Consider the following 13713-nt stretch of genomic DNA (forward strand, 5'->3'; position numbering starts at 1 on the left):
ATCACAACACATTCATAACTTTGACAAAACTCAAATGGATAAAATCATGAAAAAGAAGATTGTTGGATTATTACTCCTTGCATTCATTACTATGGATGCAAGCACATGAACAAAATAAAAGATAGACTTTGGAGTGTGAAATCAGAAAACACGAACTCCAATCCAAATAGCGTCTTTAGCTAATTCATATAAAATTATCGGATTATAAATAAATTACATCATTATGAAAATTATTCAAGCAATATTAATATTCTCTTTGAGCCTGATTCTATTCAGTTGCGGCGACGATGACAATATCGATTTTAATGCAGCATCCTTGGAACAGACTCAATGGAGTGGAACACTTAAGGAAACGGATGCATGGGGTAATGGAGAATATACTGCCAATATAGGCATGATCTTTTATTCAGAAGATAAAGGAAGATGTAGTGTGAAAAGAGGAGATGACTCACCATTTGAATATGACTTTGACTATTCTATTGATGGCAAGATACTAGTTCTGAATGAAAAAAAGGGTGATTTAGATGGTTATTGGTTACTTATCCAATCTAATAAAGATAAAATGGTATTAGAAAAAGGAACAGGCGGAGATGGTGCATATAAAGGTACCTTAACTCTTAAAAAAACGGACTAAATTCATTGGCCCCATAAGTCATGAATAATCTCTTTTATGATACTAATAACGCCGTCACAAGTCCTTTTGAAGAATGTGACGGCGTTAATCTCTCTATTTAGCTTATCAATGATAACAACATCATCTTTATGATGAGTCTTTTCTCAAATCAGATATAACACCGTGAGAAAACAACCTACATAATTAATCTTTAGCAAACATACGAGCATTATTACCATGAAAAAAACAACTTTCATAATCTGTTCACTATTATTTCTATGCAGCTGTTCCGAGAACCAAACGGATCCGCAACCAAGCGAGCCAAGTAAGACTTACTTCGAACCCTTCGTTGGTGAAAAGTTTTATGCGTCCTTTGATGCGGAAGGCGATGACTACACTTTAAAGATTGATAATCCGGAAGTCATCTCGTGGGAATATACAAAACATAAAGGAGTAATCCGCATAAAAGCTTTAAGCAGCGGAGATGCCTCAATCAGTGTGATAGATGTAGATGGCAGCACCATAGCTATTTTCCACGTCTGGGCTCATTATTTTGGCAGTAGTAATATAGAAGAAATAACTATGCGCCCTCCTGACTCGAATGTAAAATCGGAAGTTATTGTTGAAGCCAAAGATGCTGATAGAAAGCTACTAATAGAAAATGAATTATGGGAATATGTGAAGCAAAGACAGCGTACGCTATATACTTTCGATGGAGAAACGAAGGAGTTTACTATGGATATTGCGCAATCAGGGGTAAAGTACAAAGGCACATATAGCTGTAATATGGATTCTTTGATACTTAAATATGACAATATCGCTGAAAGGTACGGCTTCCAGATAGCGGTTGGAAGGGCATCTTATATAATAAAAGCAGATAAAACTAAAGAATATCAACTTTTGTACCCAAATGCAGGTATTACGTCAGTAAAAGTCAACAGAGTATGGTACAATTGGGAGATCGCCTCCCGGCCTATGTAAATTAAGTAAAACAAAAAAAGCTATGAAACAAATATCTATTCTTTTATTAGTAAACCTCCTCTTGATAGGTTGTTCAAAAGACGATGCAACGACCGATGATAATAATTCGATAAAACTGAGTTGCTATTCAGTTCATTTTTGGGCTGGAGAAGAATGTACCATTGACGTTCTTTCAAAAGCCGATGATCTAAGCCTTTCAGAAGAAAATCAGAACATTGCATCCGGATGGTGGGCAGATAATGGAAAGACCATTCGAATAAAAGGAGAAAGTGTTGGGACAACATCCATATATATCAAAGACAGAAATCACTCAGATAGGACAACAGAGATAAAGGTTATCTCTGATTATTTTAGCGGCAACTTTATGGAAGATGGCGATAAAGCAACGATCATAGTGCAAGCTAATGACAAATCCGTTCAGGAACAGATTGAAAATGACCTAAAAGCAATAGCTAAGAGTAGGTCAGGTACCTTATACTCTTTTGATAAGGATTCTAAAACTGTTATAGTCAACGAAAGTGGAGGAAATAAATATACCGGCAGTTATGAGTGGAGCAAAGATTACCTAACTATAAAAGTTAATGAAGCTATTAGTAAATATGGATTCGGAACGATTGACCACGACTCTGTAGTAATAAGGCCAGACTTAGACTTACTAAATACATACAAACTCAAATATCCGGACACCCCTATTTACGATGTCAGATTAGTTTTGTTTTTAGGTTCATCCAGCAGACGTAGATAAGTTCATAAGTTCTCTCTATTATGGAATGAAGAAGATAAATACGATGAGCAAAGAAACAGTATTTGCTCATCGTATTTATTTTAGCGAATATAAAAGAGAACAAAGTGTTCGTTTTCGCACATAGTCACTATCATATAGAATACTGATATTCAATAGATTACTTATTTGGCACGCCTCTTGTCTTCTTATTGACGAGCAATGAATCTAAAAAAAAGAGATGAATCGCTGCAACTAAAAAAAGATTAGCTACGTCTAATAGACATAAGAGACAAAGAAAATAATAAAAACCAATTAATAAGTAAAATTATGAAAGCAACAATGTTTATCAATAAAGTGATTGTATTAGTAACCTTGTTTTTAAGTGTATCCGGATTGGCTTCAGCAGCCAATAATAATGATGGCGAAAAGAATTTTATCTATAACGATGTATTGAAAGATGGCAAAGTCGTATCTCGTGAAATGTATTTGCTCGAAAAGGGCACATCAGCTCTAGCTCCTATTAAAAAGTGCGAATATGTTTATAACGAAGCTAAACAGTTAAAAGAGAAGACTACCTATAAATGGAATTCATCAGCCATGAAATGGGAAAAAGAATCGCTACTTAGCATCAGCTACACCGGAACGGAAACAATTGTGGAAAATGCGCTGTGGATACCAAGTAAAAACGTATTCTCTCCTTCTGATAAACAGGTATATGTAACCAGCGTTGAGAACAATATGATTAGTCAATACAACTATAAGATGAACAAACGTACGAAGGTATGGGAATTACAAAAGAGTGAAAACGCTCCTACTCTGGAAAATTTACTAGCGAAAGCAGAATAAATTTCTCCTCTACAGAAAAGTTTTTAAATAGGTATATAGCAAAAGAGGTTGCCTCAAACATAGAGTTTCTATGGAGGCAACCTTTTCTATTTTTATTCGCCGCTTACCTCAATTCCTTATAAAGTCGGAACACCGCTTTATTGTCAGAACTTCATTACTCGAATGTAGTGATTGTACAACTGATAATATCGATACATTCGTATAAAATGTAAACATAATAAACCTATCGACACAGGCCTTCTGAGTGGGGTTTGGTGAATTAACTAGATCAGCGCGGTGAAGTAGTTAATTCACCACGCTGATCTAGTTAATTCACCACGCTGAAGTTATAACTTCCATTTTCAAAACGAATTTGTCAATAATAAGAAACCAACAATGATAGAAGAAATAAACCCATAAAAAAGTTTTTTTTATACTCCAAAACAAGAAAGCTAACAAAAAAGGATTATTTTTGCTTATCCTTAAATAAAATACAAATGAAAAAGAGTCTGCTTTATTTTACCATCCTGGGAAATCTATTGTTTGGCAATGTTTCTGCTCAAACAATGAACACCACTCAACAAGAGAGAAGTATTAAAATCGACTTTAGAGAGACGAAGGGAAATTTGAACACGATGTTCAAAGAGTGCATTGGTGCGGGCAGGGCCAATGAGGGATTAAGAGCAGATTGGCAACAACAGCTAGCCATTGTAAAACAAGAATGCGATTTCAAATATATCCGGATGCATGGGTTATTATCCGATGACATGGGGGTATATAAAGAAGATATGAAAGGGAATCCCGAATATAACTTTCAATATATTGATGTCTTATATGACTATATTCTGAGCATAGGGATGAAGCCTTTTGTTGAATTGGGATTTATGCCCAAAGCTCTTGCCAGTGGAAATAATACGATCTTTTGGTGGAAAGGGAATGTGACTCCTCCCAAAGATTATACGAAGTGGGAGAACTTAATCTACAATCTGGTAATGCATTTCACCGAGCGATATGGTGCGGATGAGGTGAAGACATGGTATTTTGAGGTTTGGAATGAGCCTAACTTATCGGGATTCTGGGCGGGAACACAAGAGGAATATTTCAAATTGTACAGGTATAGTGCAAAAGCGATCAAAGGTGTTAATAAGGAGTATCGCATTGGCGGACCGGCTACGGCTGGTGCTGAATGGGTGCCCGAGATGATTGATTTTTGCAGCAAGAATGCACTTCCTCTCGATTTTATCAGCACACATGCTTATGGTGTTAAGCAAGGGTTCTTAGATGAGTTTGGCACATCGGGCACCGTTTTAGATAAAAACGAATGGAGTGTAAGTGGCGACGTCTTAAATTCCCGGAAACAAATACAAGCCTCAGCAATGCCTAATCTGGAACTTCACTATACAGAGTGGAGTTCATCTTATACTCCTTCCGATCCTATTCATGACAGCTACCATGAGGCGGCTTTTATTCTTCAGAAGATAAAACAAGTGGGAAGTGCAGCAAATTCAATGTCATATTGGGTATTTACAGATATTTTTGAGGAAGCCGGACCAAGGTTTACTCCTTTCCATGGCGGATTCGGGCTATTGAATTATCAGGGTATCAAGAAACCGGCTTTCTACTCGTATGCACTTTTAAATAAACTTGGAGAAACGGAATTAGCAAATACGGACCGCTCGTCGTGGACATGCAAAAATGTGGAAGGGGATGTTCAAGTGTTATTTTGGGATTTCACCTATACTCTTCCTGAAGATTCAATAAACAATCAACAGTATTACATACGTGATCTTCCTGCTAACTCTAAAGGGAAAGTAAAAGTGGAAATAACAGGAATACCAAAAGGTAACTATCAACTGGAGATTTATAAAGTGGGTTATAAGGTGAATGATGCTTATACTTCATATTTTGAAATGAATAAGCCAACTCAACTTACCAAACAACAGGTAGAGGATATTAAGAGGGAAAATGATGGCTCTCCAATTTCAAAAGAACTGATTAAGGTCGATCATTCGGGCGTATTTTTGAGAGAGTTTGCAATTCGTGAAAACGATGTGCTTTTACTGAACCTGGTAAAGCTCTGATCAGAATAACTGCGGAGATCTTTGCCTATTAAAGATAGAACTTCCTTGAAAGAACAGAAATTTGCACTGCCATAGTGCATATTTATTTCTATTTTGCACTATGACAGGGCAAAATCAGTTATCTTTGCTTCTATAATTGCTATGATATGGAAAAGCTATACGAATATTACCATAAGCTTCTGAGAGAATCGAAATCTGATTTCCTGAGATACATCTATTCCGATATTAATTGGAATAGTAGAATGATTGGGCTTACCGGCCCCAGAGGTGTAGGTAAAACGACTCTGGTACTGCAACACATCAAGAAGGATCTGGATATCAACAAGACGTTGTACGTTACTGCCGAGGATTTCTATTTTGCTGATAACAGGTTGCTGGATCTTGCTGACAGGTTCAGCAAAAAAGGGGGTACCCATCTGTTTATTGATGAAATACATAAGTATAAGGATTGGTCTAAAGAGCTAAAGCTTATCTACGATTATCATCCTGAACTGAATGTGTTTTTCACAGGTTCTTCTGTGTTGGACATAAATAAAGGTGCAGCTGATTTGAGCAGACGAGCTATTATGTATAAGATGCAAGGGTTATCTTTTAGAGAATACCTACAATTGTTTCATCAAATCACTACTGAAAGTCACACTCTGAAAGATATAACGGAACATAAAGTGGAAGTGCCTCAACTAGAGCATCCCTTGCCGCTGTTTGATGATTATTTGAAAAAAGGATATTATCCCTTTGCGATAGAAGAGGATTATGAGATCCGACTGCAACAAATTATCACTCAAACATTAGAATCGGACATACCACAATATGCAGACATGCATGTATCCACCGGCCGAAAATTAAAACAACTTTTGGCCATCATCGCTAAAAGCGTGCCTTTCAAACCAAATATCAGCAATATAGCTACAATGCTTGGAGCCAGTAGGAACAACATTGCAGACTATTGTCTTTATATAGAGGAAGCCGGGCTGATAGCTCAGTTACGAGATGCTACAGGAGGCATACGCGGATTGGGGAAAGTGGATAAGATTTATTTAGATAACACGAATCTAATTTACAACCTGGCACAGGAAACTTCAAACATAGGGAATATAAGGAAAACCTTTTTTCTCAATCAAACAAGAATTCATTCTGATGTAATTGCATCACCAGTCTCTGATTTCTTAATTGAGGATATGACTTTCGAGGTTGGAGGGAAGGCTAAGGGGCAAAAACAAATTCAGGAAGTAGACAAAGGATTCATCGTGAAAGATGACATTGAATTTGGTTATGCCAATATCATCCCTCTCTGGCAATTTGGAATGAGCTATTGAGAGTAAAGATTACTACTCAATGGCTATTTATCTCGCAGTAATATGAAAACATCCTTGTTTAAGTTCGTACTTCACATAGCATTTTTCAGCTAAGCGCATATCACTGAGCACTTCGGAGAGCACTAGCTTTAGGGTATCAGAGCTAACGTCTTGAAAAGGGCGACCACCTTCATCTTCTACTTTGGTAAATCGCTTCCAACTTACATCAAATGTGGTACCATAAAAGTGAGCAGAGTTCTCGGATGCATTCCCATTGCGACGACGCAAGCGATTAACATCATCACGGGTGCGAAGGATGGAAGTCACCACAATGCGGTTAGGATTAAGGCCTTTAGATTCAAGAGAATCGAGAAAGATTGAGCCTATACTATCTAATAAGTTACTCGCACGAGGCACTAAATAAGGTATGGAGTGCGTTAGCGAATCAATAGTATAAAAGTTATTATCAGACAAATGTATCAATTTATCTCCCAATGCCTCTAGTTCATCACGATCATTCAAAGGTACAATACCATTAGCTCTCGCTACTACAAGTTGTACATCATTCAAATCTCCAAAAGATCGTTTATAACTAATCACGCCATGTATATTTCGTGGATTGTTTAACCTCAAAGACATATCCTTTTTGCTACTCGGAAATACCAGCACTATCACAGCAATAAAGAGTACAAGAAATAGAAGATATGCTAGATTACGGTAACGGGGTTTTAACTTTCGCATGTTTCTGTTTATCTGTTTTTACAGTGCAAATATAGCTAAATCACCTATGAACAAAAAATGGTCTGGAAATTAATTCGTAAATAACTATAAAAATGTTCAGACGATTGATTAAATTTGCAGGCGCTTTACGCTGACAATCCTATTATCCCGGCGAAATAAACTGTTCGGCGAGCAAACAATTCAACCCTTAAACACATTTAATGATAGAAAAGCTGATTGTTCTTGAGGATATTGATCCTGTTATCTTTTATGGCGTGAACAACGCCAACGTACAATTAATTAAGTCCTTGTATCCGAAGCTAAGAATTGTGGCTCGAGGAAATGTGATCAAGGTGTTGGGAGATGAAGAAGAGATGTGTGCTTTCGAAGAAAACATCATCGCGCTTCAAAAATATTGTGCACAATATAACTCTCTGAAAGAGGAGGTTATCATTGACATAATCAAAGGAAACGCACCGCAGGCAGAGAAAGCGGGAAATGTCATCGTGTTCAGCGTTACCGGCAAACCCATCATTCCACGAAGTGAAAATCAATTAAAGCTAGTGGAAGGATTCGCTAAGAACGATATGCTCTTTGCTATCGGGCCTGCCGGATCGGGAAAAACGTACACGGCCATTGCTCTTGCTGTAAGAGCCTTGAAGGAAAAAGAAATAAAGAAAATTATTCTGAGTCGTCCGGCTGTGGAGGCAGGGGAAAAATTAGGTTTTTTACCCGGTGATATGAAAGAAAAAATAGATCCATATCTGCAACCACTCTACGATGCACTACAGGATATGATTCCGGCTGCAAAGCTAAAGGAATATATGGAGCTAAACGTGATTCAAATAGCTCCGCTAGCTTTTATGCGAGGAAGAACTCTAAATGATGCGGTAGTTATTCTGGATGAAGCTCAAAACACTAGTGCTCAACAGATTAAAATGTTCCTCACTCGTATGGGCATGAACACCAAGATGATCGTAACGGGAGATATAACGCAGATTGATTTACCGTCTTCTCAGACTTCGGGTTTAGTACAAGCCATGAAAATTCTTAAGGGAGTGAAGGGTATCAGCTTTGTGGAATTAAATAAGAAAGACATTGTGCGTCACAAACTAGTGGAGCGTATTGTAGATGCTTATGAGAAGTTCGACAAGGAAGTAAAAGAGGATCGTTACAAGAAAATAGAAGAAGAAAAGAAAAATCACTTGAATGGAGTAATTCGTAATTTGTAATTAATATGAAAGCATTAGTAAAAACAGATTTCAACTTTCCGGGACAAAAGAGTGTGTACCACGGAAAAGTGCGTGACGTATACAACATAAATGACGAGCTTCTCGTCATGGTAGCCAGTGATCGTATTTCAGCATTCGATGTTGTTTTACCAAAGGGTATTCCTTTCAAAGGGCAAGTATTGAATCAGATAGCTGCCAAATTTCTAGATGCTACGGCAGACATCGTGCCAAACTGGAAGATTGCTTCTCCGGACCCAATGGTCACCGTAGGGATCAAGTGCGAAGGTTTCCGTGTGGAAATGATTATCCGCGGATATCTAACAGGTAGCGCGTGGAGAGAATATGAAACAGGGTGCCGTAATCTTTGCGGTGTTGCTTTGCCTGATGGGATGAAGGAAAATCAGAAATTCCCTACTCCTATTATCACTCCAACAACGAAAGCGGATGAGGGACATGATGAGAACATCTCAAAAGAGGAAATCCTTGAACAAGGCATCGTAAGCAAAGAAGATTACGAATTGATGGAAAAATATACGTATGCACTCTTTCAACGCGGAACGGAAATGGCTGACGAAAAAGGATTGATATTGGTAGACACTAAATATGAGTTTGGAAAGAAAGAGGGCAAAGTTTATCTCATCGACGAGATACATACACCTGATTCTTCACGTTACTTCTATGCGGATGGTTATGAAGAGAGATTTGCCAAAGGTGAGGCTCAGAGACAACTGTCTAAAGAATTTGTGCGCCAATGGCTCATAGAGAACAACTTCATGGGTAAAGCCGGCCAACAGGTTCCTGAGATGACAGATGAATATGTTACTTCGGTTTCTGAACGCTATATTGAACTATATGAGCACATTGTTGGAGAGAAATTCAACAAAGTAACAACAGAAGATGTAGCTGCTCGTATTGAGAAAAATATTACTGAGTTTTTGAAGAAATGAATTATCCCCAAGAAGACATCAAACCTTATGGCGATGATGGCCGCAAAGGCCGACAAGTAGAACAAATGTTCGACAACATCGCTCACAAATATGACCTACTGAACCATGCCCTGTCAATGGGTATTGACAAGATGTGGAGACGAAAGGCTATCAATTGGCTCAAACCTTTTGCACCGCAACGCATCATGGATGTGGCTACGGGAACAGGTGATTTTGCCATTCTGGCCTACCGAAAGCTACAACCTCAGGAGCTTATAGGAACGGACATATCAGAAGGTATGATGAATGTGGGAAGAGAAAAAGTAAAAAAGGAAGGTCTCTCTGGCAAAATAAGTTTTGCCAGAGAAGACTGTACCTCTCTCTCGTTTGATGCAAACAGCTTCGATGCTATCACAGTGGCATTCGGAATTCGTAATTTTGAAGACTTAGATAAGGGATTGGCAGAAATGCATCGAGTACTCCGGGAAAATGGACATCTCGTCATTCTGGAACTCACCACGCCTGATCACTTCCCAATGAAACAGCTGTTTGCCATTTATTCTAAGATTGTAATTCCCATTCTTGGCAAGTTACTCTCTAAAGACAATAGCGCATATACTTACCTGCCTCGCACCATTCAGGCTTTTCCGCAAGGAGAAGTGATGAAGAATGTGATCACACAAGCCGGATTCAGTAAGGTTAACTTCAAAAGACTGACATTCGGTATTTGCACTCTATATACAGCGACCAAATAATGAAAACTTAATACAACCCCCTATGCAAAAGTATGGTTTAATAGGATATCCGCTTAAACATTCGTTTTCCATCGGATATTTTAATGAAAAGTTTAGTTCGGAAAGCATCGATGCTGAATATGTTAATTTTGAGATTCCGAACATCAACGAATTTGTGAAGGTCATTGAAGAGAATCCCAACTTATGCGGGCTCAATGTTACTATTCCTTATAAAGAACTAGTTATGCCCTTCCTTAATGAAATAGATAAAGACACAAAGGCTATTGGTGCTGTGAATGTGATAAAAATCATCAGGGAAAAAGGGAAAGTAAAACTAGTTGGCTATAACTCTGATATTATCGGGTTTACACAATCCATCCAACCACTGCTACAGCCCCATCATCATAAAGCTTTAATATTGGGTACAGGTGGCGCTTCAAAGGCCGTTTTTCACGGACTGAAGAAGTTGGGCATTGAAGGTACATTCGTATCACGTAGAACTAGATTCGGCATGTACTCTTACGAGGAGCTGACTCCTGAGATCATTAAAGAATACACCGTTATAGTAAACTGCACTCCGGTAGGGATGTATCCCAAAGCGGATATTTGCCCGAACATTCCTTATGAGCACCTGACTTCAGAACACCTTTTATACGACTTGTTATATAATCCCAATGTAACTCTTTTCATGAAAAAAGGAGAAGCACAAGGAGCTACGACTAAGAACGGTTTAGAAATGTTATTGCTCCAGGCCTTTGCTGCTTGGGAAATATGGCAGAAATAATCAAGATAAAATAGATGTCGGTATGAAGCGTAAATGGATTGTTTATAGTGTTATTGGCATAGTATTACTATTTATTGCCGGAGTAGCGGCTGGCGGTTTCTATATGCTCAACTATTCTTTGACTCCTCAAAACAGGGGCAAGAACGAAGCCGAATCCTACAAAGTTATGTATGCAAAATATCCGTTTATGAAAGCATGGGTGGATAGTTTAAATCAGACAAGTGCGCTGAAAGATACATTTATAAATAATAAAGCAGGCTTGTGCCTACATGCATACTACATTGCTGCTCCTCACCCAACGGCAAAGACTGCTGTCATCGTTCACGGCTACACCGACAATGCCATTCGCATGATGCACATAGGCTATCTATACAACCACGACTTGCAATATAATATCCTGTTACCCGATTTGCAATATCATGGCCGAAGTGAAGGCAATGCCATACAAATGGGATGGAAAGATCGCTTGGATGTAATGAAGTGGATGGACGTGGCACAACACATCTATGGAGACAGCACAAGAATGGTCATTCACGGAATATCAATGGGCGCAGCAACAACAATGATGGTATCGGGAGAACAGCAACCACCCTATGTAAAGTGTTTCGTTGAAGATTGCGGATATACCAGCGTATGGGATGAGTTTTCAAAAGAGATTAAAGAACAATTTGACTTATCTCCTTTCCCATTACTCTATTTTTCGAGCGCATTGTGCAAACTAAAATATGGATGGGGATTCAAAGAAGCATCAGCATTGAACCAAGTCAAAAAATGTCACCTTCCAATGCTATTTATTCATGGAAGTGTAGATACATACGTACCCACAAAGATGGTTTATACACTCTTTGAAAGCAAACCCGAGCCCAAAGAGTTATGGATAGTACCCGGAGCCAAGCATGCCGTTTCTTATCAGGAGAATCAAAAAGCTTATACCGATAAAGTTCAACGTTTCACAAGTAAGTACATCCAATAATTACCTGACGACATTAAGTCGGATACTTGAGCGATAATCGCATTTTTTCAGTCAGCACGCTTTATTATTCCATCTTTTTATGTAGGTTTGCAAAAACAAATTGAATTGTGATGAAACATACCACGACGCTAATTCTCTTTCTGTGCTTATTCTTTTCTGTACAAGCACAAGAAAAAATATATACAGTAGATAACATACCCAAAGTGCATTTGCAAAACAAGATGAGGTATGTATGCAACCCGGAAGGCATCCTTTCGGAAGCTGCAACAGATTCTATTGACAGAATGCTCTATGCCCTTGAAAAGAAAACAGGCATCCAAAGTGTTATCGCTGTAGTTCCTTCTATCGGTGAAGCTGACTGTTTCGACTTCTCTCACGAGCTGCTAAACAAATGGGGAGTAGGCCAAAAAGGGAAAGATAATGGATTAGTCGTTCTGCTGGTTACTGATCAACGCTGCATACAATTCTACACAGGATACGGACTCGAAGGAGATTTGCCGGATGCTATATGCAAACGCATCCAAACAAAAGAGATGATTCCCTACTTAAAGAATGGCGACTGGAGCAGTGGTATGGTAGCTGGTATAAGCGCTGTCTGCGGCCGATTAGACGGATCGATGGTTAACGATGGAGAAGATTCCGGAGGCAAAAGCGGAGGCTTATTCTTGTTTCTTGCCATCATAGGGTTCGTTGTAATAGGTGGATTAGCCAGTTTTTGGGCCGTATGGACAAGTGCTCGTTGCCCAAAGTGTGGCAAACATAAATTGCAACGTAGCAGCACTAACTTGGTATCAAAACGAAACGGTGTAAAAACAGAAGACGTAGTATATACATGCTTGAACTGTGGCCATAAGGTGGTACGCCGCCAGCAATCTTACGATGATAACTATCGTGGAGGTGGCGGAGGCGGTCCATTCATCGGTGGTATAGGTGGAGGTAGCTTTGGCTCCGGCGGCGGAGGGTTCAGTGGTGGAAGCTTCGGCGGAGGTATGGGAGGAGGCGGTGGTGCTGGCTCAAGATTTTAATTAATGTGGATAAATATAAAGAAAGAAAAGAATATGAAAAGATCAATTATCATTATCATTGCCGTAGTGGCTGTCATAGCTATATGGGCTACATCAGCTTATAACGGCTTGGTGTCAATGGAAGAAAATGTTAGTAACCAATGGGCCAATGTAGAAACACAGTATCAACGCCGTTCGGATCTTATTCCTAACTTAGTAAACACGGTAAAAGGATATGCTACGCACGAAAAAGAGACACTGGAAGGTGTGATTTCTGCTCGTTCACAAGCCACACAGATTAAGGTTGATGCTTCAAATCTTACGCCCGAATCATTGGCTAAGTATCAGAAAGCTCAAGGAGAAATTGGATCTGCCTTAGGCAAACTCCTTGCCATTACAGAGAATTATCCGGATTTGAAGGCTAATCAAAACTTTCTGGAACTACAAGCGCAATTGGAAGGAACAGAAAACCGAATCAATGTGGCACGTAAGAACTTTAACGACTCTGCCAAGGAATACAATACAGCTATCCGTAAGTTCCCAAAGAACATCTTTGCAGGAATGTTTGGATTTGAAAAACGTCCGTATTTCGAAGCGGAAGCAGGCGCTGAAAAGGCTCCTAAAGTAGAATTCTAACAAAGAAAAAACAATCCCCTTTATTGATATATACCTCATTTATATTAATAAAGGGGATTATTATATCCAGCCAAATTATGGACTCAGAACAATAGGAATAATCGATAAAGAAGTAGTATATAGGAAAAATAGTTGCCTGTGAGCGAAAAATGAAGTAATTTTGCGGAAGTATACTAAAAATATTC

At 38.8% G+C, this 13713-nt stretch carries 14 protein-coding genes; 13 read left to right on the forward strand and 1 reads right to left on the reverse strand.

Annotated elements, in window-relative coordinates; genetic code table 11:
* The first annotated feature begins 223 nt into the window (after nt 1-223).
* From BQ5338_RS04175 to BQ5338_RS04200, 6 genes are all read left to right on the forward strand, one after another.
* Complete coding sequence (locus BQ5338_RS04175; protein WP_071145530.1) at nt 224-634, forward strand: BSAP-5i family immunity protein; 411 nt, start codon at nt 224-226, stop codon at nt 632-634.
* A 216-nt stretch (nt 635-850) separates the two neighbouring features.
* Nucleotides 851-1594, forward strand: a complete 744-nt coding sequence (locus tag BQ5338_RS04180; RefSeq protein WP_071145531.1) for a hypothetical protein — start codon at nt 851-853, stop codon at nt 1592-1594.
* A gap of 22 nt (nt 1595-1616) precedes the next feature.
* Nucleotides 1617-2339, forward strand: a complete 723-nt coding sequence (locus tag BQ5338_RS04185; protein ID WP_071145532.1) for a hypothetical protein — start codon at nt 1617-1619, stop codon at nt 2337-2339.
* Between the two features lie 306 nt (nt 2340-2645).
* On the forward strand, nt 2646-3164 hold the full coding sequence (locus tag BQ5338_RS04190; protein ID WP_071145533.1) for a DUF3836 domain-containing protein: 519 nt from the start codon (nt 2646-2648) through the stop codon (nt 3162-3164).
* Between the two features lie 476 nt (nt 3165-3640).
* Nucleotides 3641-5224, forward strand: coding sequence for a GH39 family glycosyl hydrolase (locus tag BQ5338_RS04195; protein ID WP_071145534.1), 1584 nt, complete (start codon nt 3641-3643; stop codon nt 5222-5224).
* A 146-nt stretch (nt 5225-5370) separates the two neighbouring features.
* On the forward strand, nt 5371-6540 hold the full coding sequence (locus BQ5338_RS04200) for an ATP-binding protein (RefSeq protein ID WP_071145535.1): 1170 nt from the start codon (nt 5371-5373) through the stop codon (nt 6538-6540).
* A gap of 27 nt (nt 6541-6567) precedes the next feature.
* Here BQ5338_RS04200 and BQ5338_RS04205 read toward each other — a convergent pair whose 3' ends face one another.
* Nucleotides 6568-7260, reverse strand: a complete 693-nt coding sequence (locus BQ5338_RS04205; protein ID WP_139265175.1) for a DUF5715 family protein — start codon at nt 7258-7260, stop codon at nt 6568-6570.
* Between the two features lie 200 nt (nt 7261-7460).
* Between BQ5338_RS04205 and BQ5338_RS04210 the strand changes: the two genes are divergently transcribed.
* The 7 genes from BQ5338_RS04210 to BQ5338_RS04240 all read left to right on the forward strand — a co-directional run bounded on the left by BQ5338_RS04210 (nt 7461) and on the right by BQ5338_RS04240 (nt 13528).
* Entirely contained in the window at nt 7461-8471 is a 1011-nt protein-coding gene (locus BQ5338_RS04210; RefSeq protein ID WP_071145536.1) for a PhoH family protein, read from the forward strand.
* Nucleotides 8472-8476: 5 nt separating this feature from the next.
* On the forward strand, nt 8477-9418 hold the full coding sequence (locus tag BQ5338_RS04215; RefSeq protein WP_071145537.1) for a phosphoribosylaminoimidazolesuccinocarboxamide synthase: 942 nt from the start codon (nt 8477-8479) through the stop codon (nt 9416-9418).
* Entirely contained in the window at nt 9415-10152 is a 738-nt protein-coding gene (ubiE, locus tag BQ5338_RS04220; RefSeq protein ID WP_071145538.1) for a bifunctional demethylmenaquinone methyltransferase/2-methoxy-6-polyprenyl-1,4-benzoquinol methylase UbiE, read from the forward strand. Before BQ5338_RS04215 ends, ubiE begins: the two co-directional genes overlap by 4 nt.
* A gap of 22 nt (nt 10153-10174) precedes the next feature.
* Nucleotides 10175-10915, forward strand: a complete 741-nt coding sequence (locus tag BQ5338_RS04225) for a shikimate dehydrogenase family protein (protein ID WP_071145539.1) — start codon at nt 10175-10177, stop codon at nt 10913-10915.
* A gap of 22 nt (nt 10916-10937) precedes the next feature.
* On the forward strand, nt 10938-11888 hold the full coding sequence (locus BQ5338_RS04230) for an alpha/beta hydrolase (RefSeq protein WP_071145875.1): 951 nt from the start codon (nt 10938-10940) through the stop codon (nt 11886-11888).
* Between the two features lie 110 nt (nt 11889-11998).
* Nucleotides 11999-12913, forward strand: a complete 915-nt coding sequence (locus tag BQ5338_RS04235) for a TPM domain-containing protein (protein ID WP_071145540.1) — start codon at nt 11999-12001, stop codon at nt 12911-12913.
* A gap of 33 nt (nt 12914-12946) precedes the next feature.
* Nucleotides 12947-13528: a LemA family protein gene (locus tag BQ5338_RS04240; RefSeq protein WP_071145876.1), complete on the forward strand. Its 582-nt coding sequence runs from the start codon at nt 12947-12949 to the stop codon at nt 13526-13528.
* The last annotated feature ends 185 nt before the right edge of the window (nt 13529-13713 follow it).

Origin of the sequence: Bacteroides ihuae (assembly GCF_900104585.1) — a bacterium.
Classification (GTDB): domain Bacteria; phylum Bacteroidota; class Bacteroidia; order Bacteroidales; family Bacteroidaceae; genus Bacteroides; species Bacteroides ihuae.